The sequence below is a fragment of the Brevundimonas sp. genome (assembly GCF_035935935.1).
Classification (GTDB): domain Bacteria; phylum Pseudomonadota; class Alphaproteobacteria; order Caulobacterales; family Caulobacteraceae; genus Brevundimonas.
In genome coordinates this window covers 302147-326897 of the sequence record NZ_DASYWO010000009.1, presented here as the reverse complement: position 1 = coordinate 326897, position 24751 = coordinate 302147, and the positions used below count along the sequence as shown (strand labels likewise).

The 24751-nt window shown below is 70.6% G+C and carries 27 protein-coding genes; 22 read left to right on the top strand and 5 right to left on the bottom strand.

Annotated features, from left to right (window positions below; translation table 11 throughout):
• Positions 1 to 75 precede the first annotated feature (75 nt).
• The gene (ligA, locus tag VGR32_RS10935) at positions 76 to 2394 is read right to left on the bottom strand and encodes an NAD-dependent DNA ligase LigA (protein ID WP_327450537.1); all 2319 of its coding nucleotides are present in this window, start codon (positions 2392 to 2394) and stop codon (positions 76 to 78) included.
• Positions 2395 to 2515: 121 nt separating this feature from the next.
• On the opposite strand from ligA, the gene VGR32_RS10930 reads away from it, so the two are divergent.
• Positions 2516 to 3457 (top strand): M28 family peptidase, encoded by a 942-nt coding sequence (locus VGR32_RS10930; RefSeq protein WP_327450535.1) that lies wholly within the window; start codon positions 2516 to 2518, stop codon positions 3455 to 3457.
• A gap of 3 nt (positions 3458 to 3460) precedes the next feature.
• Here VGR32_RS10930 and VGR32_RS10925 read toward each other — a convergent pair whose 3' ends face one another.
• Entirely contained in the window at positions 3461 to 3859 is a 399-nt protein-coding gene (locus VGR32_RS10925) for a hypothetical protein (RefSeq protein WP_327450533.1), read from the bottom strand.
• A gap of 7 nt (positions 3860 to 3866) precedes the next feature.
• Positions 3867 to 4328, bottom strand: a complete 462-nt coding sequence (locus VGR32_RS10920; protein WP_327450532.1) for a peptidylprolyl isomerase — start codon at positions 4326 to 4328, stop codon at positions 3867 to 3869.
• Between the two features lie 65 nt (positions 4329 to 4393).
• Between VGR32_RS10920 and VGR32_RS10915 the strand changes: the two genes are divergently transcribed.
• A complete protein-coding gene (locus tag VGR32_RS10915; protein WP_327450531.1) occupies positions 4394 to 5107 on the top strand; it encodes an RlmE family RNA methyltransferase in 714 nt (237 codons plus the stop codon).
• A 56-nt stretch (positions 5108 to 5163) separates the two neighbouring features.
• Here VGR32_RS10915 and VGR32_RS10910 read toward each other — a convergent pair whose 3' ends face one another.
• Positions 5164 to 5460 (bottom strand): hypothetical protein, encoded by a 297-nt coding sequence (locus VGR32_RS10910; protein WP_327450530.1) that lies wholly within the window; start codon positions 5458 to 5460, stop codon positions 5164 to 5166.
• On the opposite strand from VGR32_RS10910, the gene VGR32_RS10905 reads away from it, so the two are divergent.
• The 17 genes from VGR32_RS10905 (at position 5444) to VGR32_RS10825 (ending at position 20588) form a co-directional block, all read left to right on the top strand.
• Entirely contained in the window at positions 5444 to 5770 is a 327-nt protein-coding gene (locus VGR32_RS10905) for a hypothetical protein (protein WP_327450528.1), read from the top strand. The genes VGR32_RS10910 and VGR32_RS10905 overlap by 17 nt on opposite strands.
• 3 nt (positions 5771 to 5773) lie before the next feature.
• Entirely contained in the window at positions 5774 to 6643 is an 870-nt protein-coding gene (locus VGR32_RS10900; protein ID WP_327450526.1) for a 50S ribosomal protein L11 methyltransferase, read from the top strand.
• 52 nt (positions 6644 to 6695) lie between these two features.
• On the top strand, positions 6696 to 7157 hold the full coding sequence (locus VGR32_RS10895) for a hypothetical protein (protein WP_327450524.1): 462 nt from the start codon (positions 6696 to 6698) through the stop codon (positions 7155 to 7157).
• Between the two features lie 43 nt (positions 7158 to 7200).
• On the top strand, positions 7201 to 9012 hold the full coding sequence (locus tag VGR32_RS10890; protein WP_327450522.1) for an aminopeptidase P family protein: 1812 nt from the start codon (positions 7201 to 7203) through the stop codon (positions 9010 to 9012).
• Positions 8997 to 9986 (top strand): DUF2272 domain-containing protein, encoded by a 990-nt coding sequence (locus VGR32_RS10885; protein ID WP_327450519.1) that lies wholly within the window; start codon positions 8997 to 8999, stop codon positions 9984 to 9986. The genes VGR32_RS10890 and VGR32_RS10885 overlap by 16 nt, the downstream gene beginning before the upstream one ends.
• A 75-nt stretch (positions 9987 to 10061) precedes the next feature.
• Positions 10062 to 11042: an aldo/keto reductase gene (locus tag VGR32_RS10880; protein ID WP_327450517.1), complete on the top strand. Its 981-nt coding sequence runs from the start codon at positions 10062 to 10064 to the stop codon at positions 11040 to 11042.
• Between the two features lie 42 nt (positions 11043 to 11084).
• Positions 11085 to 12371: a serine--tRNA ligase gene (gene serS, locus VGR32_RS10875; RefSeq protein WP_327450515.1), complete on the top strand. Its 1287-nt coding sequence runs from the start codon at positions 11085 to 11087 to the stop codon at positions 12369 to 12371.
• Between the two features lie 5 nt (positions 12372 to 12376).
• The gene (locus tag VGR32_RS10870) at positions 12377 to 12766 is read left to right on the top strand and encodes a hypothetical protein (protein WP_327450513.1); all 390 of its coding nucleotides are present in this window, start codon (positions 12377 to 12379) and stop codon (positions 12764 to 12766) included.
• Positions 12767 to 12780: 14 nt separating this feature from the next.
• On the top strand, positions 12781 to 13569 hold the full coding sequence (gene surE / locus VGR32_RS10865) for a 5'/3'-nucleotidase SurE (RefSeq protein WP_327450511.1): 789 nt from the start codon (positions 12781 to 12783) through the stop codon (positions 13567 to 13569).
• Positions 13566 to 14210 carry a protein-L-isoaspartate(D-aspartate) O-methyltransferase gene (locus VGR32_RS10860; RefSeq protein ID WP_327450509.1) on the top strand — a complete coding sequence of 215 codons (645 nt, stop codon included), beginning with the start codon at positions 13566 to 13568 and terminating at the stop codon, positions 14208 to 14210. Before surE ends, VGR32_RS10860 begins: the two co-directional genes overlap by 4 nt.
• A 111-nt stretch (positions 14211 to 14321) precedes the next feature.
• Positions 14322 to 15398, top strand: a complete 1077-nt coding sequence (locus VGR32_RS10855) for a M23 family metallopeptidase (RefSeq protein WP_327450507.1) — start codon at positions 14322 to 14324, stop codon at positions 15396 to 15398.
• Positions 15399 to 15533: 135 nt separating this feature from the next.
• Positions 15534 to 15851: a preprotein translocase subunit YajC gene (gene yajC, locus VGR32_RS10850; RefSeq protein ID WP_327450592.1), complete on the top strand. Its 318-nt coding sequence runs from the start codon at positions 15534 to 15536 to the stop codon at positions 15849 to 15851.
• Between the two features lie 32 nt (positions 15852 to 15883).
• On the top strand, positions 15884 to 17476 hold the full coding sequence (gene secD / locus VGR32_RS10845; RefSeq protein ID WP_327450505.1) for a protein translocase subunit SecD: 1593 nt from the start codon (positions 15884 to 15886) through the stop codon (positions 17474 to 17476).
• Positions 17476 to 18462 (top strand): protein translocase subunit SecF, encoded by a 987-nt coding sequence (secF, locus tag VGR32_RS10840; protein ID WP_327450503.1) that lies wholly within the window; start codon positions 17476 to 17478, stop codon positions 18460 to 18462. Before secD ends, secF begins: the two co-directional genes overlap by 1 nt.
• A gap of 74 nt (positions 18463 to 18536) precedes the next feature.
• A complete protein-coding gene (locus VGR32_RS10835; RefSeq protein WP_327450501.1) occupies positions 18537 to 19157 on the top strand; it encodes a hypothetical protein in 621 nt (206 codons plus the stop codon).
• The gene (locus VGR32_RS10830) at positions 19154 to 19777 is read left to right on the top strand and encodes a squalene/phytoene synthase family protein (RefSeq protein ID WP_327450499.1); all 624 of its coding nucleotides are present in this window, start codon (positions 19154 to 19156) and stop codon (positions 19775 to 19777) included. The genes VGR32_RS10835 and VGR32_RS10830 overlap by 4 nt, the downstream gene beginning before the upstream one ends.
• A gap of 34 nt (positions 19778 to 19811) precedes the next feature.
• Positions 19812 to 20588 carry an exodeoxyribonuclease III gene (locus VGR32_RS10825; RefSeq protein ID WP_327450497.1) on the top strand — a complete coding sequence of 259 codons (777 nt, stop codon included), beginning with the start codon at positions 19812 to 19814 and terminating at the stop codon, positions 20586 to 20588.
• Here the strand turns inward: VGR32_RS10825 and trmFO are convergent.
• On the bottom strand, positions 20585 to 21973 hold the full coding sequence (gene trmFO, locus VGR32_RS10820; protein ID WP_327450495.1) for a methylenetetrahydrofolate--tRNA-(uracil(54)-C(5))-methyltransferase (FADH(2)-oxidizing) TrmFO: 1389 nt from the start codon (positions 21971 to 21973) through the stop codon (positions 20585 to 20587). The two genes, VGR32_RS10825 and trmFO, sit on opposite strands and share 4 nt — an antisense overlap.
• 130 nt (positions 21974 to 22103) lie before the next feature.
• Here trmFO and VGR32_RS10815 point away from each other — a divergent pair, with 130 nt between their 5' ends.
• Genes VGR32_RS10815 through VGR32_RS10805 form a run of 3 tightly spaced genes read left to right on the top strand, consistent with a single transcriptional unit; the run spans position 22104 to position 24742 of the window.
• Positions 22104 to 22844, top strand: a complete 741-nt coding sequence (locus VGR32_RS10815; RefSeq protein ID WP_327450493.1) for a hypothetical protein — start codon at positions 22104 to 22106, stop codon at positions 22842 to 22844.
• A 1-nt stretch (position 22845) separates the two neighbouring features.
• Complete coding sequence (locus VGR32_RS10810; RefSeq protein WP_327450491.1) at positions 22846 to 23799, top strand: hypothetical protein; 954 nt, start codon at positions 22846 to 22848, stop codon at positions 23797 to 23799.
• 37 nt (positions 23800 to 23836) lie between these two features.
• A complete protein-coding gene (locus VGR32_RS10805; protein ID WP_327450489.1) occupies positions 23837 to 24742 on the top strand; it encodes a hypothetical protein in 906 nt (301 codons plus the stop codon).
• Positions 24743 to 24751 lie beyond the last annotated feature (9 nt).

Below are 24751 nucleotides of genomic sequence, written 5' to 3'. Positions count from 1 at the left end.
GACGGGTTGCGGCGCAGATCGCCCGACTGCGCGTATAGGCGTCGCGGCCGCGAGGGAGCAAGCGGCGAAGGCGGATCAGCCGATCAGCGCCAGCCACTGGTCCTCGGTCAGCACCTCGACCCCGTGCTTCTGCGCCTCGGCCAGCTTCGATCCGGCGCCCGGACCGGCGACGAGGAAGTCGGTCTTCTTCGACACGGAGCCGGAGACCTTGGCGCCCAGGGATTCGGCCTGGGCCTTGGCTTCGTCGCGGGTGAAGCGCTCCAGTGCGCCGGTGAAGACGACGGTCTTTCCGGCCACGGCGGTGTCGGTCCTGGGGCGTTCGGCGTCTTCCACGCGATCAAGCTGTTCCAGCAGGGCGTCGACGACGGCCCGGTTGTGGGGCTCGTGGAAGAACTGCGCGATCGCCCGGGCGGCCACGGGCCCGACGCCGGAGATGCCGGCGATCTCGCCCAAGGTCGCCGACGGGCCGTCCTCCCTGGCCACGCGGGCCAGTTCCACGATGGCCGGCCAGTCGGGGGCGAGGTCGATCAGGGCGCGGCGGGCGGGCGCGGCCACGCCGGGGAAGGCCATGGCCAGCTTCTGCTCGGCGGGCGCTTCGAGCCAGGGGTCCTGAGCGGCCAGATCGGCGGCCGCCATGACGGCGAGGGTTCGCGGTGAGACGCCGTGGCCTTCAGAGAGGCGCGTCCATGCGGGCGAGGGGATGCCCGAGGCCGCCTCCAGCGCGGCGGCGTGGAAGGCGTTCCACGTGCCGAAGTGGCGGGCCAGCAGCAGGGAGGTCTGCTCGCCGATCTCGCGGATGCCGAGGCCGAAGATCAGCCGGTCGAGCGCGATCGTGCGCCGCGCCTCGATGCCCGCGACCAGGTTGGCGACGCTGGTCTCGCCATAGCCGTCCTCGGCGCGCAGGGCGTCCAGCTTTTCGGAGTCGCGCGCGAGGCGGAAGATGTCGGCCGGCTCCTTCAGCCAGCCGCGCTCATGGAAGGCGACCAGCTGCTTTTCGCCAAGGCCCTCAACGTCGAAGGCGCGACGGCCGACGAAGTGCTTGAGGCGCTCGACCAGCTGGGCGTCGCAGATCAGCCCGCCGGTGCAGCGGCGGCGGACCTCGCCCTCGGGCCGTTCGGCCTCCGAACCGCAGACCGGACAGTGGGTGGGGAAGACGTAGCGGGCGGCGTCGGCCGGGCGCTTGTCGATCACCACGCCGAGGATCTGGGGGATGACGTCGCCCGCACGCTGGAGGATCACCGTGTCGCCGATGCGGACGTCCTTGCGGGCGATCTCGTCCTCGTTGTGGAGGGTGGCGTTGCGGACCACGACGCCGCCGACGGTGACGGGATGCAGGCGGGCGACGGGGGTGAGCGAGCCGGTGCGGCCGACCTGGATGTCGATGCCTTCGAGCACCGTCTGCGCCTGCTGGGCCGGAAACTTGTGGGCGACGGCCCAGCGCGGCGTGCGCGACACGAAGCCGAGTCGCCGTTGCCAGTCCAGCCGGTCGACCTTGTAGACGATCCCGTCGATGTCGTAGCCGAGCGTGGCGCGATCCGACTGCAGCTGATCGTAAAGGGCGAGGAGGGGCTCCGCGCCTTCGACTCTGGTCGACCGTGGATTGACCTGAAATCCCCATGTTTGCAGGGACGTCAGCGCGTCTTTTTGCGTGGTCGCGAAGGACGCAGACGTCTCGCCCCATGCATAGGCGAAGAACTTCAACGGCCGCGAGGCGGTGACGGCCGGGTCCTTCTGGCGCAGCGAGCCGGCGGCGAAGTTGCGGGGATTGGCGTAGGTGCGGCGACCGTCGGCCTCGGCGGCGCGGTTGAAGGCGTCGAAGCCGTCGTTCGGGGCGTAGACCTCGCCGCGCACCTCAATGACGGCGGGCCAGCCGGACCCCTTCAGCTTCTGCGGCACGTCCTGGAGGGTGCGGAGGTTGGCGGTCACGTCTTCCCCCGTCCTGCCGTCGCCGCGGGTGGCGCCGACGACGAGCACGCCGTCCTCATAGCGCAGGCTGGCGGACAGGCCGTCGATCTTGGGTTCGGCGACGAAGGCCACGGGCTCGTCCGACGGCAGCTTCAGAAAGCGGCGGATGCGGGCCTCGAAATCGAGGACGTCCTGCACCGCGAAGGCGTTGTCGAGCGACAGCATGGGCACGCCGTGGCGCACCTCGGCGAACTGGCTGGAGCTGGCCGCCCCGACGACCTGCGACGGGCTGTCGTCCTGCGTCAGTTCCGGGAAGCGGTTCTCGATCCCCAGCGCCCGACGCTTGAGGGCGTCGTAGTCGGCGTCGGAGATTTCAGGCGCATCCTGCTGATGATACAGGCGATCGTGGTGCGCCAGTTCGGTCGTCAACCGGGCCAGTTCCTCGCGGGCCTGGTCCAGGGTCAGGGCGTCGACGGCGATCTCGCTCATGGCGGCGATGGCTAGCAGGCCGCGCGGCGGCCCGCCACGGTCATCGCGGGATGACGCGAACTTAAGCTGACGGCGTCGCGCGCGCGGTCTAGCGTCGCCGGAATCTTTTCGAGGAGCCCGCATGCGCCTGCACGTCTCGTCCGCCGCCCTGATCGCCGCCCTTGCCCTGTCGGGCTGCATGACCACCTCCGAAGGGACGCCGCCGTCCCCGGTCGCCCCCGCGATCGACGCCCAGCTGTGGACCGACCTGACGACCCTGGCGGCCGACGACATGGAGGGCCGCGCGCCGTCGACGCCCGGATCTGAGCGCGCCCGCGCCTACATCGTCTCGCGGTTCGAACAGATGGGCGTGGCGGCGCCCGCCATGGGGCGGCTTCAGCCGTTCCAGATGACCAATCGCCGGGGCGAGGTGGTGAACGGCACGAACATCCTGGGCGTGATCCCGGGCACCCGCCGCGGCGACCGCTACATCGTGGTGACCGCCCACTACGACCACGTCGGCGTGTCCGACGGCCAGATCCACAACGGCGCCGACGACAACGCGTCCGGCGTGTCGACCCTGCTGGCTCTCGCGGCCGACCTCAAGCGGCAGGCGCCGGAGCACAGCGTCATCTTCGTGGCTTTCGACGCGGAGGAAAAAGGCCTGCTGGGGGCCAAGCACTTCGTCGAGGCGCCTCCGGTGCCGCTGGAATCGATCGCGCTGAACCTGAACTTCGACATGACGGCGCGCGCCGAGACCGACGGCAGGCTGTGGGTCACGGGCACCTACCAGAACCCGACCTTCCGGCCGCTGCTTGAGGGCATGGCGCCGGTCGGCGGCATCTCGCTGGCCTTCGGCAAGGACACGCCGGAGGACACGGGCGCGAACAACTGGGTGGAGGCGTCGGACCACGGCGCCTTCTTCCGGGCGAACGTGCCCTTCCTGTATCTGGGCGTGGAGTTCCACCCCGACTACCACAAGCCGACCGACGATGTTGAGCGGGTGCAGCCGGCGGTGTTCCAGTCGTCGACGACGCTGGCGATCCAGAGCTTCCGCGCTCTGGACCAAGGGCTGAGCCGCTAGGCGTCAGGTCTTCGCGAGGCGGTCGGGGCGGGCGATGAGCCAGAAGCCCAGACCGCCGCCTGCGCCGGCGCACATGCCGACCAGAAGCGCGACCCAGCCGTCGGCGCGGAAGCCGGAGAAGACCACACCGATGATCAGTCCGGCCATGACGCCGGCCAGCACGTAGGGCGCGCGACGTGTGCGGCCCGCCCGGCTGAGGGCGGTGTGGGCGGGCAGGCCGATCACAGCCGCCGTCGGCAGGGCCAGCAGCGACAGCAGGGCGCTGAACGTCAGGAAATTCTGCGCGCCGGCGGGCGCCGCGGCCTGTCCCTGGGCGGCCAGGTTCATGACGAAGGCGCCGACCAGGCCGGCGACCATGCCGGACACCATGACGGCCAGCACCAGGGTCAGGACGCGACGCATCGGCGGATCAGCTCACGGTCGCCTTGACGATCTTGCCCGGATTGCGCGGCGGCTCGCCCTTGGGCAGGGCATCGACGTGCTCCATGCCCGAAGTGACGTTGCCCCACACCGTGTACTGGCGGTCCAGGAAGGTGGCGTCGTCGAAGCAGATGAAGAACTGGCTGTTGGCGCTGTTGGGATCCGAGGTGCGGGCCATGGAGCAGGCGCCGCGCACGTGCGGCTCGGCCGAGAATTCCTGCTTCAGGTTCGGCTTCTTGGAGCCGCCCGTGCCGGTGCCGGTGGGGTCGCCGCCCTGGGCCATGAAGCCGGGGATCACGCGGTGGAAGACGACGCCGTCGTAGAAGCCTTCGGAGGCCAGTTCGGTGATGCGGGCCACGTGGCCGGGGGCCAGGTCGGGGCGCAGCTTGATCACCACGTCGCGGGCTTCGCCGTCGCCGACGTCGAGGGTGAGGGTCAGGGTGTCGGCCATCGGGCGCTCCTTTTCGAATTGCGCGGGTGATAGCCGCTGGCGGCCCGCGAGGCTATGGGGGGCGGATGAGCGAAGACGACAAGCCGCAGGAACGTCGCCGCATGGTGCGTCCGCCCACGGGCGGGACCGCGGCCGGGCGCGGCATGGGCGGCAAGATCAAGACCGCCGACACCAAGTCGATGTCCAGCCAGCAGTGGATCAAGCGTCAGCTGTCCGACCCGTGGTCGGAGCGGGCGCGGGCCGAGGGGTGGCGCAGCCGGGCGGCTTTCAAGCTGATGGAAATCGACGACCGGCTGGGGCTGATCCGTCCGGGATCGCGCGTCATTGACTTGGGCGCCGCGCCGGGCGGCTGGGTTCAGGTGGCGCTGGACCGGGGCGCGAAGGCCGTGGTGGGCGTCGACCTGCTGATGGTCGAGGACATTCCGGGGGCGGAGCTGATCCAGGCCGACTTCACCCATGCCGGCGTCGACCTTCAGCTGATCGCGGCGCTCGGCGGGCCGCCGGATCTGGTGCTGTCGGACATGGCACATAACACGGTCGGTCACCGCCAGACCGATCACCTGAAGATCATCGCCCTGATCGAGATCGCGGCGGACTTCGCCATCCGGACGCTGAAGCCGGGCGGCGCCTTCGTGACCAAGAACTTCCAGGGCGGCGACGCGGGCGGCGTGCTGGCCCGGCTGCGGGCCGAGTTCGACGACGTGCGTCCGATCAAGCCCAAGGCCAGCCGGAAGGATTCGTCGGAGGTCTATCTGGTGGCGAGGGGCCGGCGGGGCTGAATGAAAAGCCCGGAGCGGGGTCCGCTCCGGGCTTCGGGATCAGCGGTGAGGCACGTTCAGCGCTTGCCGAAGATCATGTCGCTGAGTTTGCCGAAGAAGCCCTTGGCTTCGTCCTTTTTGGCGGGCGACGGGGCGGCTGCGGGCGCAGCCGCGGCGGGTTTCGGGGCCTCGACCGGCTTCGGCGCGGCGGCCGCCGGTTTGGTCGCGGCCGGTTTGGCGGCGGGCTTCGGGGCGGGTTTGGAAGCGGGCGCCTTGGTCTCCGCGGCCTTGACGGCGACCTTGGGCTTGGCGGCGGCCTTGGGGGCTGCCTTGACCGCGGGCTTCGCGGCGGGGGCCTTGGCGGCGGGCTTCACGGTGACGCCCTTCGGCGCGGCCGGTTTTTTCGCGGCGGCCGGCTTCGGCGCGACCTTGGCGGCGGGGGCCGTCTTCGGGGCGGCCGCGGGCTTGGCGGCGGCGGCCTTGGGCGCGGCCGGCTTCTTCGCGGCGGCGCTCGACTTCGCGGCCGGTTTGGGCTTGGAAGCGGCGGCCGTCGTCTTCGACGCGGCGCTGGACGGTTTAGACGGTGCTTTGGCCATGAACTCCCCGACCCCTCGGTTGCGTGTTCGGTCGACGCCGGACCCCACGTCCCGCGCCTGCTCGATTCGGCATGATAACGAGGTTTGAGAAATGTCCGAATCCGCACTTCAGATCGTGGCGCGCGGCCCGCGCGAGGCCGCCGAAGCCGCCGCCGAACGGATGGACGCCGACCCCCTGCTGGAGGGCGCGACCTACTCCATCCTCGAGGAGGACGAGGACCGGGGCGTCTGGCGCATCGACGCCTTTCCGACGACGGACGAGGAGGCGGCGGGCATGGAGACCGTCCTGCGCGGTCAGGGCGGACTGGAGGTCGCGGTCGAGAAGCTGGCGGACGCCGACTGGCTGGCCATGTCGCTGTCGGGGCTTCCGCCGGTGGAGGCCGGGCGCTTCTTCGTCTACGGCGCGCACGATCAGGGCAAGGTGCCCGAGGGGCGGGTGACGCTGAAGATCGACGCCGGCGCGGCGTTCGGCACGGGGCATCACGGGACCACGGTGGGCTGTCTGGAAGCGTTCGACGACCTGCTGAAGACCGAGCGTTTCGACAAGGTTCTGGACGTGGGGTGCGGCACGGGCGTGCTGGCCATCGCGGCGGCGAAGACGGGGTCGCCGGTGGCGGTGGGCACAGACATCGACGAGCCCTCGGCGCGGATCGCCAACGAGAACGCGGAGATCAACGGCGCCGCGTGCGACTTCTACTTCGCCGACGGGCTGAACGACCCGCGCATCGCCCGCCACGTGCCGTACGACCTGGTGTTCGCCAACATCCTGGCGGCGCCGCTGGTGGAGCTGGCGCCGGAGATCGCCGGGGCGCTGAGGCCGGGCGGGGTGGCCATCCTGTCGGGCCTGCTGCGGACGCAGGAGGAGCGGGTGCTGGACGCCTACAGGCCGCTGGGCTTCGTGGTGGAGCGGACGATCCACCACGATGCGTGGAGCGCGCTGGCGCTGCGCAAGCAGGGTTAAGGAACGACGCGGGAGGCTTGGCCGTTTCGCGGTCGAACCTGGAGGATGCCGCGTGACCTACACTGACCCCAACGATCCCAACCGCACGACCGTCGTCGTCGATCCGGCGCCGGTCTACACCGAGACGACCGAGACCGTCGTGGTGCGCGAGTCCAACACGGGCTGGTGGATCGCCGGCATTCTGGGCGGCCTGGTGATCATCGCCGTGATGTTCATCCTGTTCAGCCGCCGGGAGCCGCAGACCGACGACCAGATCCTGGCCGCCGAGGTGGCCGCCGCGGAGGCGGAGGCGCAAGCGCAGCAGGCGGCCGTGGCCGGCCAGATCGCCGGCGCCCAGGCCAGCGTCGAGGTGGCCCGCGCCAATGCCGCCCGGGCCGACGCCGAGGCCCGCGCCGCCGCGGCGCGCGCGGCCGAGCCGGTCGTCATCGAGCGCGAGGTGCCGGTGATCGTGGAACGCCCCGCGCCGGCGACCGGCGGCACGGCGGTGGTCACGCCGACGACGCCGCAGGGCTGATCGCGGGCTTGCGATGGGGCGGAGCGCCGCTAGGTTCCGCCCCATGCGCCAGTCCTTCGACGAAACCACCGATCCGTCCTTCGGGGCGAGGCACCTTCCGCTGGTCCGGGCCCGCATGGCCGAGCAGGGGCTGGACGGTCTGCTGGTCCCGCACGAGGACGAGCACCAGAACGAATACCTGCCCGAGGCCAACGACCGTCTGGCCTGGCTGACCGGTTTCACCGGCTCGGCCGGCGCGGGCGTGGTGCTGAGGGACCGGGCCGCCGTGTTCGCCGACGGGCGCTACACCGTGCAGGTGCGCGCGCAGGTCGACCCGGCGCAGTTCGAAATCCTGGACCTCGTGGACGGCGGCGTTCCGGCCTATCTGGAAAAGGCGCCGAAGGGCGCGGTGATCGGCTACGACCCCCGCCTGCACAGTCCGGACGCGCTGGCCACGCTGAAGCGCGCCGCGGCCAAGGCCGGCGCCGAGCTTGCGCCCGTCGAGGTCAATCCGCTGGATCTGGCCTGGGGCGACGCCCGCCCGGCCCAGCCGACCGCGCCGGTCGTGCCGCATCCCGACCAGTATTCGGGCGAAGGCTCGGCCGCGAAGCGCAGGCGCATCGGCGCCGCCATCGAGGCGAAGGGCGCCGACTGCGCCGTGCTGACGGCGCCGGCGTCCATCGCCTGGCTGTTCAACATCCGTGGCGGAGACGTGATCCGCACGCCTTTGCCGCTGGGTCAGGCGATCGTTCACGCCAACGGGACGGCCAAGCTGTTCCTCGATCCGCGCAAGGTGACCAATGAACTGCCCGGCTGGCTGGGCGAGGACGTCACGCCGGAGAACCCGGCGACGATCGAGGCGGCGCTGGCGGAACTGGCGGGCCGGCGCGTGCTGATCGATCCGTCGCAGTCCAGCGCCTGGTGGTTCGACCGGCTGGAGGCCGCGGGCGCGGAAATCGTTCGCGGCATGGATCCCTGCACCCTGCCGCGCGCGGCGAAGAACCCGGTCGAGATCGAGGGCAGCCGTCAGGCGCACGTTCGCGACGGCGCGGCGTTGAGCCGGTTCCTTCACTGGGTGGACACTGTGGCGCAGGAGACCCTGCCGGACGAGCGCGAGGTGGCGCAGGCGCTGGAGCGGTTCCGCGAGGAGACCGGCGCGCTGAAGGACCTGTCCTTCGACACCATCGCCGGGGCCGGGCCGAACGGCGCTCTGCCGCACTACAAGCCCGTCACCCGCACCCTGCGCCGGATGGAGAAGGGCAGCCTGCTGCTGGTCGACGGAGGCGGGCAGTATCTGGACGGCACCACGGACGTGACCCGCACCGTGGCGGTCGGGGAGCCGTCGGCGGACCAGCGGCGCATGTTCACGCTCGTGCTGAAGGGGCATGTCGCGATGGCGACGGTGCGGTTCCCGGCGGGGACGACGGGGCATCAGCTGGACGCGCTGGCGCGTCTGCCGATGTGGATGCAGGGCTTCGACTACGACCACGGCACCGGCCACGGCGTGGGCAGCTATCTGGGCGTGCATGAAGGACCGCAGCGGATCGCCAAGCTGGTGAACACGCAGCCGTTGCTGACCGGCATGATCCTGTCGAACGAGCCCGGCTATTACCGCGAGGGGCATTGGGGCATCCGGATCGAGACGCTGCAGGTCGTGACCGAGCCGACGCCGATCCCGGGCGGAGAGCGGCCGATGCACGGATTTGAGCAGCTGACCTTCGCGCCGCTGGACCGGAAACTGATCGACGTCGACCTGCTGACGGCCGACGAGCGCGCCTACGTCGACGCCTATCATGCCGAGACGCTGGCCAAGGTCGGACCGCTGCTGGACGGCGAGGTGCGAGGCTGGCTGGAGCGGCAGTGCGCGCCCCTCTGATCCTGGCGCTCGCGCTGGCGGCGACGCCGGCGCAGGCGCAGGTGACGCGACTGCCGCGCGAGGTGCTGGACGTCATCCCGCCGGAGAGCCGGGTCGAGGGGCGGCCGGGGGCGATGCGGATCGCCGAGGCGCGGTGCCGGCCCGGCGGTCTGCCCGGCGTGCGCCAGCGCATCGTCGACGTGGCCGCCGGCGAATGGGGCGTGTTCGGCTTCCAGACCGTCGACGCGACGCAGGTGCAGACGCGCGTCCTGCCGGAGGGCGTGGTCGCGGCCGCGGCCAACCCGCGGCTGGCGGCGCCGCGGCAGGCGCGCCCCCTGAGCCGGATCGGCCGGTGGGAAAGCGATCCGGCGACGTATGCGGTGGTGGCCGGATACTGGTCGGCGACGCCGGACGGCCCCGACGTGCTGGCGCGCCAGAACCGTCAGTGGCGCGACGGGGACGGCGAGCTGAACTGGGTCGAGCCGTGGTCGGCGGCCTTCGTCAGCTGGGCGATGTGCGAGTCCGGGCTGGACACGCCCGGCCTGTTCCGACGCGACGTCTCTCATCGGGTCTATGTAGATCAGGCCATCCGCGCGGCGGACGGTGAGGAGCCTGGGGCCGCCTATGAGGCGCACGATCCGGGCGAGCGGCCGCTGCTGCCCGGCGATCTGCTGTGCAACAGCCGCGGGCGCTGGCGCTATGCGACGGTCGAGGACCGGCGTCCGGACGTCGGCGACTATGCCGCCATGCACTGCGACGTCGTCGTGCGCGTGTTCGACGACCGGGTGGCGGTCATCGGCGGCAATGTGATCCAGGGGGTGACCCTGACCCTGATCCCGCTGACGGGCGAGGGGAGCGCGCACCCCCGACCGGTGGGCGCCGAGGATCTGGCGGGCGCGCGGACGCTGTTCGCGCATCTGGTGCTGCGGAGCGACCCGGTCGCGGGCGATGCGCTGGACCGGACGCCGACGGTGCGGGCTCTGTCCGCGCCTTGAAATAAGGCCGAACGGCGCCCATCTGAAGAGGCGTCCGGCGAGGCGCCGGCTTCCTCACATTTCAGGAGACGGCGCATGAAGACGCGCACGCTGGGCCCGCGCGGGCCCGAGGTTTCGGCCATCGGCCTGGGCTGCATGGGCATGGCCAGCTTCTACGGCACACCCTCGGATCAGGCGGCCGCCACGGCGGTGATCCATAAGGCCCTGGAGCTGGGCATCACCTTCTTCGACACCGCCGAGATGTACGGCCCCCACGTCAACGAGCGGCAGGTCGGCGAGGCGCTGAAGGATCGCCGCGAAAGGGCCTTCGTGGCCACCAAGTTCGGCGTCTACTACGGGCAGGATCGGGTCAACGACGGGCGGCCGGAGAACGTGCGGCGCGCCATCGACGGCAGCCTGAGCCGGCTGGGGATGGACCACGTCGACCTCTACTACCTGCACCGCGTCGATCCGGCCGTCCCGATCGAGGAGACGGTGGGCGCGATGGGCGAGCTCGTGACCGAGGGCAAGGTGCGGTTCCTGGGCCTGTCGGAGGCCGCGCCGGACACGCTGAAGCGGGCGCATGCGACGCATCCGATCACCGCGCTGCAGACCGAATATTCGCTGTGGAGCCGCGAGCCGGAGGACGAGCTGCTGGCCACGTGCGAGGCGCTGGGCGTCGGTTTCGTGCCCTACAGCCCGCTGGGCCGCGGCTTCCTGACCGGCCAGATCACGAAGATCGAGGATCTGGAGGAGGGCGACTTCCGTCGCAACAATCCGCGCTTCACCGGCGACAATTTCCAGAAGAATCTCGATCTGGTGGAAGCCGTGAAGGGCATCGCGGCCGACAAGGGCGTGACGGCGGCGCAGCTGGCCCTGGCCTGGGTGCTGGCGCAGGGGTCGAACCTGGTCCCCATCCCGGGCACGCGGCGGATTTCGACGCTGGAGGAGAACGCGGCGGCGGTCGACCTGCAGCTGACGGCCGAGGATCTGGCGCGGATCGAGTCGGTGTTCCCCAAGGGCGCGGCGTCGGGCACGCGCTATCCCGAGGCGGGCATGGCGGCGGTGAACCGCTGACGGCGGTTGAGCCGGACGGGGCGGGGCGCTAAGCCCCGCTCCATGCATGACGTGAAAGCCATTCGGGACCGGCCGGACGATTACGTGGCCGGGTGGGCGCGGCGCGGGGTCGAGGACGCGGGCGCGCTGGTCGAGCAGATTCTGGGCCTGGACCAGTCGCTGCGCGCCGCGCAGACGGCGGGGCAGGAGGCGCTGGCCGCGCGCAATGCCGCGTCCAAGGCCATCGGCGCCGCCATGGGCCGCAAGGACATGGCCGAGGCCGACCGGCTGAAGGCCGAGGTCGAAGGGCTGAAGGCGAAGATCGCGGAGTCGGAGGAAACCGAACGGACCGTCGGCGCCAAGTTGCGCGACCTGCTGGCGGGTCAAAAGAACCTCGCCGCCGGCGACGTGCCGGACGGCGAGGACGAGGGCGGCAACGTCGAGGTCTCGACCTGGGGCACGCCGCGCACGACGGGCCCGGCCAGGGATCACGCCGATCTGGGCGAGGCGCTGGGCCTGCTGGACTTCGAGGCGGCGGCGAAGATGTCGGGCGCGCGGTTCGCCGTGCTGAAGGGCGGGCTGGCGCGGCTGGAACGCGCCATCGGCCAGTTCATGCTGGACCTGCAGACGGACAAGCACGGCTATCAGGAAGTGAATCCGCCGCTGCTGGTGCGCGACGAAGCGATGTTCGGCACGGGGCAGCTGCCGAAGTTCGAAGAGGATCTGTTCCGCGTCGGGGAACACCTGCTCATCCCCACCGCCGAGGTCTCCCTGACCAACCTCGTGCGCGAGACGATCCTGTCGGAGGATGAGCTCGCCGAGCCGATGCGTCTCACCGCGCTGACGCCCTGCTTCCGGGCCGAGGCGGGGTCCGCCGGGCGGGACACGAGGGGCCTGATCCGGCAGCACCAGTTCTCGAAGGTCGAGCTGGTGTCGATCACGCGGCCGGAGGATTCCGAGGCCGAGCACGAGCGGATGACGGGCTGCGCCGAGGCGGTGCTGAAGGCGCTGGAGCTGCCGTTCCGACGGATGCTGCTGTGCGCCGGCGACATGGGGTTCTCGGCGCGGAAGACCTTCGATCTGGAGGTCTGGCTGCCGTCGCAGGGCACGTTCCGTGAGATCTCGAGCTGCTCGAACTGCGGAGACTTCCAGGCCCGGCGGATGGACGCGCGGTTCAAGCGCGCGGGTGAGAAGAAGACCGAGTTCGTGCACACGCTGAACGGCAGCGGTCTGGCGGTCGGTCGCACGCTCGTCGCGATCATGGAGAACTATCAGGATCAGGACGGGCGCATCGCCGTTCCGTCCGTGCTGCAGCCCTACATGGGCGGCCTGACCCACATCGGAGCCTGATCCACATGAAGACCGCCGCCTTCGCCGTTCTGTCGGCCCTGACGCTGGGCGCCTGCGCCTCTACCGCCACTGTGCCGCCGCCCGCGGAATTCGACGCCGGGGCGCAATCGTGGGTGGGCTGGGTGAGGTTCTCCGGCGAGGAGTTCCGGCTGTATCCGGAGCAGAACGCGTCTCGCCGCGCCTTCAGCCAGGACTGCGTGTCCGGGGCCCTGCCGCGCGACCTTCAGCGTCAGGCCTCGGCCGATCTGGGCGGGATGAAGGTGCTGGTCCAGGGCCGCACCGCGCCGTGGAGCGACGACCTGCCGGGCGACCGGCTGGACCACGAGGGATCGAACATCACGAACGGCTGCCGCAAGGACGTGGTGATCCTGGCGTCGTCGATCCGCCCGAACTGAGCTATCTCCGCGGCGTGCGAATCCTTCTGACCAACGACGACGGGATCGACGCCGAGGGGCTGGCGTGTCTGGAGCGCATCGCGCGGCGGTTCTCGGACGACGTCTGGACCGTGGCCCCGCTGGCCGAGCAGTCGGGCAAGGGGCGGGGGATCACCCTGACCGAGCCGCTGCGGGTGCACGGCTTCGGCGAAAGGCGGTTCGCGGTCACCGGCACGCCGACGGACTGCGTCGTGCTGGCGGTCAACGAACTGATGGACGCGCCGCCCGATCTGGTGCTGTCGGGCGTCAACCGAGGGCACAATGTGGGCGAGGACTGCAGCTACTCCGGCACGGTGGCGGGCGCGCTGCAGGGCATGGCGTTCGGCATTCGCTCGATCGCCTTGAGCCAGAGCCTCGAACGTTTCCACGACGAGGTGACGGCGCACTGGGAGACGACGGAAGCGTACGCGCCCGGCATCATCTCCCGCCTGCTGGAATCGAAGTGGGCGCCCGGCGTGGTGATGAACCTGAACTTCCCCGCGCGTGCGCCGGAGCAGGTGACCGAGGTCGAGGTGACGACGCAGGGCTTCCGCGTCGCCGGCGAGATGGCGGCGGTGAAGCGCACCGACCTGCGCGGGCGCGACTACTGGTGGATGAGCTTCCGCGGGACGAAACAGGACCACGCGCCCGGAACCGACCTGAGGGCGATGGACGACGGCCGCATCAGCGTCACGCCGCTGCACATCGACCTGACCCACCATGCCAGCGTGCACGACCTGAAGGGCATGCTGGGCGGGGCGCCGCCGAAGCGGATCGAGGGATGAACCTGCGCGACGACCGGGCGGGTCGGCTGATCCTGTCGCTGCGGCAGCAGGGGGTGACCGATCCCCGCGTGCTGGCCGCGATGGAGTCGATCGACCGGTCGGTGTTCGTGCACGAGCGGTTTCTGGATCAGGCATGGGAGGATCAGGCCCTGCCGATCGACTGCGCCCAGACGATCAGCCAGCCCTACATCGTCGGCCTGATGACGCAGGCGCTGGAGGTTCAGCCGCGGCACCGGGTGCTGGAGATCGGCACGGGCAGCGGTTACCAGTGCGCCGTCCTGAGCCGGCTGGCGCGCTACGTCTATTCGGTGGAGCGGTATCGCAGCCTGCTGACCGAGGCGGAGCAGAAGCTGCGGACCCTGGAGATCGACAACGTCATCACCCGTCACGGCGACGGCGGGCTGGGCTGGCCGGAACAGGCGCCCTTCGACCGGATCATGGTGACCGCCGCCGCGCCGCACGAGCCGACGGAACTGCTGAAGCAGCTGAAGCCGGGCGGGATCCTGGTCTGCCCGGTCGGGCGCACCTCGGTGCAGATGCTGAACCGCTACGTCGGCCAGCCCGACGGCAGCTTCAGCCGCGAGAGCCTGACCGAGGTACGCTTCGTGCCCCTGGTCGAGGGCGCCGCGAAGGAGAGCTGAGGGTCGCCGCGTTCATCCCGGCGCCCCAAAATGGCGCCGATTGACGGCTTGGCTGGGCGTCGGCTTCCGGGCATTCAGGGGCGACCGGAACCGCAGGCCAAGGGGAGATCCATGACCGCAGGACACGGGATGCGACGTGCCGCCGCGCTGGGCGCGCTGGCGATGCTGGCGGTGGGCGCCGCCGCCTGTTCGACCTATCCGACCGAGCCCCGCTATTCGACCCGGCCGATGCCGCTGGCGGTCCAGCCCGCGCAGACGGGTTACGTGGAGCCCGCGTATCAGCCGCAGGCCTACGAGCCGCCGCCGAACGCGGCCGTGCCTCGCGAGGACATTCAGGGCGGCGGGCTGGCCCCGGTCGGCGCGGTCCCGGCCGATCCGTACGATTCGCCTCCGGCGCAGCCGGAGCCCGCCTACCCCGACCCGCCGCCGCCGGCGACGGCCGCGGAGCCCGCATTCACCACGCCCCCTCCGCCCGCCTCCGAGCCGCCGCCCGCCGCAGTCTCCGTGGTGGCCGGGGCCAGCTACGAGGTTCAGCCCGGCGACACGCTCTACGGCATCGGCCGCCGCTTCCAGGCGCCGATCCAGACCCTGGTCGATCTGAACGACCTCGGCCCGCGGGCGGCCATCCGGCCCGGCATGCGTCTGACCCTGCCGGACAGCGCGGTCGATCTGGGACCTGAGGACCGCGCCAGCGGTCCGTCGCCGCGGGGAGTCAGGGTGCCGGCCGGCGCCGCGCCGCCTCCGCCGCCGCCGCCGCCGCCTTCCGGGAACGCCGCCACGCCCCGGTCCATGCCGGCGGCGCCGGGCCAGCTGAACTGGCCGGTGCGCGGGGAAATCCTGAGCCGGTTCGGCGCCACGGGCGTCAGCCAGCGAAACAGCGGCGTCGACATCGGCACCGTCGAAGGGGCGGAGGTGCGGGCCTCGGCCGCCGGACGCATCTACTACGTCGGCAACGTGGTGGCGGATCAGGGGCTGACGGTCCTGATCGTGCACCCGGACGGCTGGCGCACGGTCTACGCCCATCTGGGTTCGGAGCGGGTGACCGAGGGCCAGGACGTGCGCGCCGGTGAGGTCATCGGCACGGCCGGACGGACGCCGGGCAACGGCCCGAGCATGCATTTCCAGGTCTGGCGCATGTTCGGCGACGAGCCCCGGCCGGTCGATCCGCTGACCGTTCTGCCACGGTAGCCGGATCATTCATTTCGCCGCGTTGCATCCGCGCGGCGCCGGCCCTAGGTTCCGCGCCTCTTGATTTCGACGGGCCTGAACGCCCGCACGCCTGGAGTGCGCATGACCGACGCCGCCTCGACCGACCTGATCCTGATGGCGGTGGCCGCCGACCCCGGAATGCTGGGACTGGCCATGCAGTTCCTGCCCTTCGTGGCCATCTTCGTGCTGTTCTACTTCCTGCTGATCCGTCCGCAGCAGAAGCGGCAGAAAGAGCATCAGACCATGATCGGCGCGGTGAAGCGCGGCGACACGGTGGTGATGTCCTCGGGCATGATCGGCAAGGTGACGCGCGTCGAGAACGACGAGGTCATGGTCGAGATCGCCCAGGGCGTGAACGTGCGCGTGGTCAAGGCGATGATCGCCGACGTCCGCAACCGCACCGCCATCGCCGCCAACGACGCCAAGTCCTGAGCGCCTGACGTTCCGACCGGGGCCCTGAAGCCATGATCCATCTGTCCCGCTGGAAGGTCATCCTTCTGGCCCTGTCCGTGGCGTTCGGCGTGCTGTTCGCCTTCCCGAACCTGCTGACGACCGCGCAGCGCGAGGCGCTGCCGGGCTTCCTGCCGAAGAGCGGCGTGAATCTGGGCCTCGACCTGCAGGGCGGCAGCTATCTGCTGCTCGAGGTCGACGTCACCGAGATGCAGGCCAACCGGCTGGCGAACCTGCGCGAGGACGTGACGTCCACGCTGGCGACCGACCGTCTGACGCCGGTCACGGTGACGCCGGATGAGGCGGGCGTGACGGTGGCCATGGCCGACCGCGCCGGGCAGGACGCGGCCTTCACGGCGCTGCGCCCGTTGACGCAATCGGGTGGGCTGAACGCGACGTCGGAGCGAACCATCCAGCGCCTGTCGGACAACCGCGTTCGCGTCGCCTACACCGAGCAGGCGCTGCGCAACATGGGCCCGGACGCCGTCACCCAGTCGATCGAGGTGGTCCGCCGCCGGGTCGACGCCCTGGGCACGCGCGAGCCGTCGATCACCCGTCAGGGCGCGAACCGCATCGTCGTCCAGGCGCCCGGCGAGAGCGACCCCGCCGCGCTGGAACGGGTCATCGGCCAGACGGCGCAGCTGACCTTCCAGATGGTGGACGCCGAAAACAGCGTCGAGCAGGCGCTTGCGGGGATCGTGCCGCCGGACGCCCAGCTGCTGTACGACGATCAGCAGACCCCCTATCTGGTGAAGCGGCGCGTGCTGGTGTCGGGCGAAAACCTGACGCGCGCCAACGTGGGCGCCGACCAGAGCGGCCGTCCCGCCATCGACTTCCGCTTCGACAGCCAGGGCGCGCGGCGCTTCGGCGACGCCACGGCGGCCAACATCGGCAAGCCCTTCGCCATCATCCTCGACGGGAAGATCATCTCGGCGCCGACGATCCAGGGCGCCATTCCCGACGGCAACGGCCAGATCACGGGCAGCTTCTCGATCCAGTCGGCGGCCGAGCTGGTCACCCTGCTGAACGGGGGCGCCCTGCCGGCGCCGCTGGACGTGGTCGAACGCCGAACGGTGACCGCGGAACTGGGCAAGGACGCGGTGAGGAAGGGCATGATCTCCACGGCGGTGGGCTTCGTCATCATCGTGCTGTTCATGTTCCTGGCGTATGGTGTTCTGTTCGGGGGCATCTCGGTGCTGGGTCTGTTGCTGAACGGCCTGCTGATCATCGCCGCCATGTCGATGACCGGCGCCGCGCTGACCCTGCCGGGCATCGCCGGTCTGATCCTGACGTTCGCCGTGGCGGTCGACGCCAACGTGCTGATCTATGAGCGCATGCGCGACGAGGCGCGGCAGGGCCGAAGCGTCATCGCCAGCCTGGACGCCGGCTTCAACAAGGCCATGGGCACGATCATCGACGCCAACCTGACGACCCTGGTCGCGGCGCTGATCATGTTCATCTTCGGCGCCGGCCCCGTGCGCGGCTTCGCCTGGACGCTGACGATCGGCGTCTTCACCTCCATGCTGTCGGCCGTTCTGGTCGCACAGGTGGGACTGGCCTGGTGGCTGAAGCTCGCCAAGCCCAAGAAACTGCCGATCGCGGAGTGATGGCGATGCGTGGATGGCCCCTGATCAAACTGGTTCCGGCGAAAACGAACCTGAAGTTCGTCAAGTATGCCCGCCTGTTCGCCGCGCTGTCGGTGGTGCTGTGCGCCGCCTCGATCGTCGCGTGCTTCTATCCCGGCCTGAACATGGGCATCGACTTCCGCGGCGGGGCGTCGCTGGAGGTCGCAAAACCCGCCGGTCAGGTGCTGGAGCTGGACGAGATTCGCTCCGCCGTCGGTGAGCTGGGTCTTGGCGACGTTCAGGTGCAGGGCATCGCCCGGCGCGACACAGGGGTCGTCGACGACTCAACGGCCATCCTGCGCTTCCAGGTGCCGGAGACCCGCGATCAGACCGAGGTCGTCCAGCAGGTCGAAGGCGCCATCAGCCAGGCCGTCGGTGACGTGACCTATTCCGGCGTGTCCGTCGTGGGCTCCAAGGTCTCGAACGAGCTGTTCACGTCGGGCCTGCTGGCGCTGGGCAGCGCCATCCTCCTGATGTTCGCCTACATCTGGTTCCGCTTCGAGCCGCAGTTCGGGCTGGGAGCCGTGGTGGGCCTGCTGCACGACGTCATTCTGGTGTTCGGCGTCATCGCGCTGTTCCGGCTGGAATTCAGTCTGAACATGGTCGCGGCCGTGCTGACCGTGATCGGCTATTCGATGAACGACACCGTCGTCGTGTTCGACCGCCTTCGCGAGAACCTGCGCAAGTACAAGACCATGCCGCTGCGCGAGGTCATCGACCTGTCGATCAACGAGACGCTGAGCCGGACCCTGGTGACCGGCGTCACCGCGATCATGGTTCTGGCCGTGCTGGCGATCTTCGGCGGCGAGGCCCTGTTCGGCTTCTCGATCGCCCTGATGTTCGGCATCATCTGCGGCACCTATTCGTCGGTCTACGTCGGCGCGCCGGTGATCCTGCTGTGGGGCGTGAAGCGCGGCGGGGAGGAAGACCCCACTCCGGTGAAGATGGGCATGGCCAGCCGGCCGTGACGTGAAGACTCCCTCCCCAGCAAGGGGAGGGAGCGCTACGGTGGCCCATTCCGATTCCCCGGGGAGGGGCCGTCATGGGCAATCTGCTTTCCAACTTCCGCAACACGGTCGTGCTCAGCCTGGTGCTGGCGGGCCTGATGATCTTCGCCTTCGGGCGGGTGGCGCCGGGCGGCTTCGACGCCGGCTTCTGGCAGGCGACGCTGCGCTGGGTGCACGTGGTGGCGGGCATCCTGTGGATCGGCCTGCTGTGGTACTTCAACTTCGTGCAGATCCGGGTGATGCCGTCGATCCCCGCCGAGCTGAAGCCGGCCGTCGGCAAGCATATCGCGCCCGAGGCGCTGTTCTGGTTCCGCTGGGCCGCCTTCGCCACCGTGCTGGCCGGTCTGGCGGTGATGTTCCTGCGCGGCCACGCCTATGCGCTGGAAGTGCTGAGCTTCGGCCTGGCCGGCGGTCTGGTGCAGGGAGACCAAGGCTTCATGCTGATGGGCGTCGGCGTGTGGCTGGCCGTCGTGATGTTCCTGAACGTCTGGGGCATCATCTGGCCGAACCAGAAGCGGGCGCTGGGCATCGTCGTGGTCGACGACGAGAAGAAGGCCCGGGCCGCGCGCGTCGCCATGCTGGCCAGCCGCACCAATCTGCTGCTCAGCTTCCCGATGCTGACCTCGATGGCGATGTATCAGACGCTGTTTGGGTGAGTGACCTCGACGCCCAGGTCCGCGCCGCCGATCCGGACCGCTGGCTGGCCAGCCGGTTCGTCGGTGATCCGCAGGCCCGGGCCGATCTTATCGCCCTGCACGCGTTCGAGGCGGAGCTGATGGCCATCCCCACCCGGGTCAGCCAGCCCCTGCTGGCCGAGATGCGGTACGTGTGGTGGCGCGACCAGATGGACCGGGTCTTCGCCGGCACGCCGCGCAAGGGGCACCCCGTGCTCGAAGCGCTGGCGGGGGCCGTGTCGCGGCGCGGCGTGCGACGCGAACCGCTTGACGCCCTCATCGACGCCCACGTCGATCGCGCCCACGGCCGCCCGCACGATCTGGAGGCGCTGTTCGTCGGCCCCATGCAGGCCGCGGCGGGCATCCTGGCCGGGCCGGGACAGGAAGCGGCGGTGGCGGCGGCCGGACGCCTGCGGGGCCTGACGCAGACCGGCCGGTTCGACGAGGCGAAGGCCTTGCGGCCGGAAGCCAACGCGGCGCTGCGCAGCCTGCCCGTCGCCGCCTTTCCCGCTGCGGCTTCCGCGGCCCTGATGCGTCCGGACGAGGCGGAGCCGCTGAAGCGTCTGCGGCTGACATGGGCTGTGCTGCGCGGACGAATCTGAGAAACCCGACGGCGGCCGCGGGGGTTGAGGCCGGGTGCGCATCGCCACCTTCAACATCAACGGCGTCAACACGCGGCTGGCCAGTCTGCTGGAGTGGCTGAAGGAGACGCGCCCCGACGTGGCTTGCCTGCAGGAGCTGAAGGCCACGGACGCCCAGTTCCCGGCCGCGGCGATCCGCGAGGTCGGGTATGACGCCGCCTGGGTCGGCGAGCATCGGTGGAACGGCGTGGCGATCCTGACCCGCCTGGGTGAGCCCGTGGTGACCCGGCGCAGCCTGCCCGGCGACGCGAAGGACGTACAGGCGCGGTATCTGGAGGCGGCGGTGGACGGGGTGCTCGTCGCCTGCCTGTATCTGCCCAACGGCAATCCGCGGCCGGGTCCGAAGTTCGATTACAAACTGGCCTGGTTCGAGCGGCTGATAGCCCATGCCGCCACGGTCATCGAGGCGCCGGCGCCCGTGGTGCTGGCGGGAGACTGGAACGTGGTGCCGACCGACGCGGACATCTACGACACGCGGTCGTGGAAGCGGGACGCGCTGCTGCAGCCGGAGCCGCGCGAGGCGTTCGCGCGCCTGCTGGAGCAGGGCTGGACCGACGCCCTGCGCGAGCGATTTCCGCTGGATCCGCCGCCGTGGACCTTCTGGCAGTATTTCCGGCAGGCTTGGGAACGAGACGCGGGGTTGCGCATCGATCACCTGCTGCTGAACGCGCCCGGCGCGGGCGCGCTGCGTGACGCAGGCGTCGATCGCGAGGTCCGGGGGCGCGAACGCGCCAGCGACCACGCGCCCGTGTGGATCGACCTCGACCTCTAGGCGGCGTCGCGCCAGGCTTTCAGCGCGTTCAGGGCCCGGACGCTCATCAGCCGCTTCTTCGCCCGGCCGCGGTCCTTGGGCGGAATGCGCTTGCCCTCGTCATCCACGCGCGGCGCCTCAAGGGGGGGTAACAGGCCGTAGTTGACGTTCATCGGCTGGAATTTCGAGCCCTCGAGGTGGCCGCCCGTGATGTGCCCGACCAGAGCCCCCATGGCCGTCTCCGGCGGCGGCGCCTCAAGCGGACGACCGAGGCGTTCGGCGGCGGCCAGACGACCGGCCAGCAGTCCCAGCGCGGCGCTTTCCACGTAGCCTTCGACGCCGGTGACCTGACCGGCGAAGCGCAGGCGGGGCAGGGCCTTGAGGCGCAGCTGGCGGTCCAGCAGCTTCGGACTGTTCAGGAAGGTGTTGCGGTGCAGGCCGCCCAGACGCGCGAACTGGGCGTTCTGCAGGCCCGGGATCATGCGGAAGATCTCGGCCTGGGCGCCGTGCTTGAGCTTGGTCTGGAAGCCGACCATGTTGAACAGGGTGCCCAGCGCATTGTCCTGACGCAGCTGGACGATCGCATGGGCCTTGACGGTCGGGTCGCGGGGGTTGGTCAGGCCGACGGGCTTCATCGGCCCGTGACGCAGGGTCTCGCGGCCGCGCTCGGCCATCACTTCGATGGGCAGGCAGCCGTCGAAGTAGGGGACGTGCTCCCAGTCCTTGAACTCCGCCTTGGGCCCGTCCAGCAGGGCGTCGACGAAGGCGTCGTACTGGGCCTTGTCCATCGGGCAGTTGACGTAGGCGGCGGCGTCCCCGCCCGGCCCGGCCTTGTCGTAGCGCGACTGGCGCCATGCGACGTCGAAGTCGATGGAGTCCGCGTGGACGATGGGCGCGATGGCGTCGAAAAAGCTGAGCGATTCCTCTCCCGTCACCGCCAGGATGGCTTCGGCCATCGCCGGAGAGGTCAGGGGGCCGGTGGCGACGACGACGCTGTCCCACTCCGCGGGCGGCAGGCCCGCGATCTCCTCGCCGACCACGGTGACGAGGGGGTGATGCGTCAGGCGCTTCGTCACCGCGTCCGAGAAGCCGTCGCGATCGACGGCGAGGGCGCCGCCGGCCGGCACCTGGTGCGCGTCGCCCGCGGCCATGATGATCGAGCCGAGTTCACGCATCTCGGCATGAAGCAGGCCGACCGCATTGTATTCCCAGTCATCTGACCGAAATGAGTTGGAGCACACCAGCTCGGCCAGGCCGTCGGTCTGGTGGGCGTCGGTCTTCACGCCTGCGCGTCGCATCTCGTGCAGGATCACCGGCACGCCGGCCTCGGCGATCTGCCAGGCGGCTTCGGACCCGGCCAGGCCGCCGCCGACGACGTGGATGGGGGAGGGGGATGAGGCGTTCATCGCGGCCTTCTAGCCACAGTCGTGGCCCGCGTCAGCCCGTGCGGTGGCGGTGCGGCGGCCGCCCGCCTATGGTCCCGCCGCCATCGGGGACCCAGCCATGCGCGCGCCTGCGCACGTTCGACGATTTCATGTGACCGACGCCCTGGCGGACGGCGCCCGCGCGGTCCCGACCGTCTGGACGCGGTGCTGGGCCGCCCTGCTGCTGCTCGCCGCGACCGGAGCGGCGAACGCGGCCATCGGCGTCGGCGGCGCAGGCGGGACCGTTCTTCCGGGCGTGGCGCTGCTGTCCGCGCTCGTGGCCTGGGGCGCGGCAAATCGGGTGACGGTGCTGGGCGCCGACGCGGACGGGCTGGGACCCGCCGGCCTTCAGTTCGGCCGGCTGGAGCTCCGGCTGGTCGCGGCCCTGCTGCTGAATCTGCTGTTCCTGACGATGATCGCGGCCGTGCTGGCGCTCGTCGCGCTGGCCCTGTTCGGCGCGGCCGGACTGGACGCCGGGGCCGTCAGGTCGCGCGACTGGGCCGCGGTGGGGCCGACGTGGAAGCTGGCCGTTCTGGCCGTCGTGGGCGGCATCGTGCTGGCGGTCCCCGTCGCGCTGATGGTGCGTCTGGCCCTGTTCAGCCAGGCCACGGTCGGGCGCGGTCACGCCGTGTCCCTGAACACCATGGGCATCGCCAGGGGCAGCTTCTGGCGCCTGCTGGTCCTGCTTGCGGCGCTGCTGACGCCGCTGGTCGGCTTGTCGGCGGCGGCCGCGCATGGGACGGTCCTCGCCGTGGGGGCCGCGATCGCCGTCGCCGCGCTGTGGCTGCCGTTCGCGGCCGGGGCGCTGGGTTCGGCCTATCGCAGTCTGGAACACTGGAAGCCGGGGGGCTGACATGGCGAAGAGATTTTCCATCGGCGAGGCGATCGGCGAGCCGTTCCGTCTCGCGTTTCGCCGGCCGGTCACGACCATGGTCTGGGGCCTGCTGAGCATCGTGCCGTCCTTCATCGTCTTCGCGGCGATGGGGCCTTTCATCGCCGAGACCATCACGACGCATGGACTGGCCGCGGCGGGGGCGCAGCCGGGCGCCGGCGACTTCGACACCTTCAGCCAGTTCATGATGTTCCAGGCGTGGAGCGGCCTGTCCAACATGCTCAGTCTCGTGGCGCTGCTGCTGGTGACGACCGCCGTGATCCGGGCCGTCGTCGGAGGCCGGGCCCGGGACCGCGCGGCATTCCTGCGCCTGTCGAAGGACGAGCTGCACGTCGCGGTGATCGGGATCGTCATCGGCGTCGGCGTCGGCATCGCCGCCACGATCGGCATCTTCCTGATCGCCGGATTCGGCATCACCGGCGTGGCGACGGGGGCCGAGTGGGCCATGGCGATCGCGGTGATCGGCGCCTTTCTGCTGGTGCTCGTCATCCTGGTGTTCTGGGGGCGTCTGGCCCTCATGGCGCCCGCGGCGGTGATCGCCGGCGAACTGACCTTCGCCGCCGGCTGGAAGGCCGGGCGTGGTCAGACCGGACGTCTGTTCCTCCTGATGCTGGGCCTCATCGGCGTCACGATCCTGATCGGCATCGGGCTGATGGTGCTGTTCGTCCTGACGGCGATCGTCTTCGGCGGCGGGCTGGAGGCCTGGGCCGACGAGGCGGCGGTCGAGGCCTGGTTGCTGGCCCAGCTGGAGAATCCCTGGCCCCTCGTGGCCATCGGCGTCGTGCTGCTGATACCGATGGCCTGGGTTCAGGGCTTCAGCTCCGCGCTGTGGACCGCGCCCTATGCGGTCGCCGCCCGGGGTCTGGCGCCGCCGCGGGCCGCGGCCGTGGCTGACGAAGAGCGCGCCGACGTCTAGAGACGGTCCCGGCAGGCTGACACCAAGGGAGGATTCCATGACCTTTTCGGCGACGGACGCGGCGTTCGAGGGCTTTCGCGTGGTGCGGCGCAAGCCGATGGTGCTGGTCTGGTGGACCGCGGCCTATCTGGCCTTCATGGCGCTGATCGTCCTGATCGGCATCGGCCCGATCGTCAGCCTGATGGGCGCCGCCGAGGCGCTGGAAGGGGTCGTGTCGCCCACCCCTGAAGACATCGCGCCCTTCATGGCCGCCTGGGGCTCGCTGATGGTTCTGCTGATGCCGCTCGGCCTGCTGTTCGGGGCCGTGCTGAACGCGGCCGTGGCGCGCTCCGTGCTGGAGCCGGGGAAGTCTTCGTTCGGCTATCTGCGCGTCGGCGCCGACGAGTTGCGGGTGCTGGCCGTGACGGTCGCCCTCGCCGTGCTGGCGATGTTCGCCTTCGGCGGCATGGGACTGGCGGTCGGCGTGATCGCCGGGATCGCCGCGGTCGCCCTGGGCGACGCGGGCTGGGTCGTCGCGCTTCTGGCCGGGCTCGGCTTCGCGGTCCTCATCGCCTGGCTGGCGGCCCGCTTCAGCCTGGCCGTCCCGATCACCATGGCGGAGCGGAAGATCGCCGTGTTCGACAGCTGGCGCGTGACCAAGGGCAAGACACTGCCGATCATCGGCATGGCCATCCTCGCCTTCATCATGACGATCGTCGTGTCGCTGCTGTTCAGCTTCGTGCTGTTCCCGATCACGATCGCCATGGGCATGGCGGGCGGGTGGGAGCAGCTGGCGCAGCTGGAAGGCGCGACGCCGGCGGAGATCTTTGCGGCCATGGGACCGTTCCTCGCCGTGACCGTCTTGTTCCAAGCGATCGGCGCGGCGCTGCAGCTGGCCGTGGCGTACGCCCCGTTCTCGGCCGCCTATCTGGGAATTCGGGGGGCCTCGCCGGCGGCGGAGTGATCGCCGCCG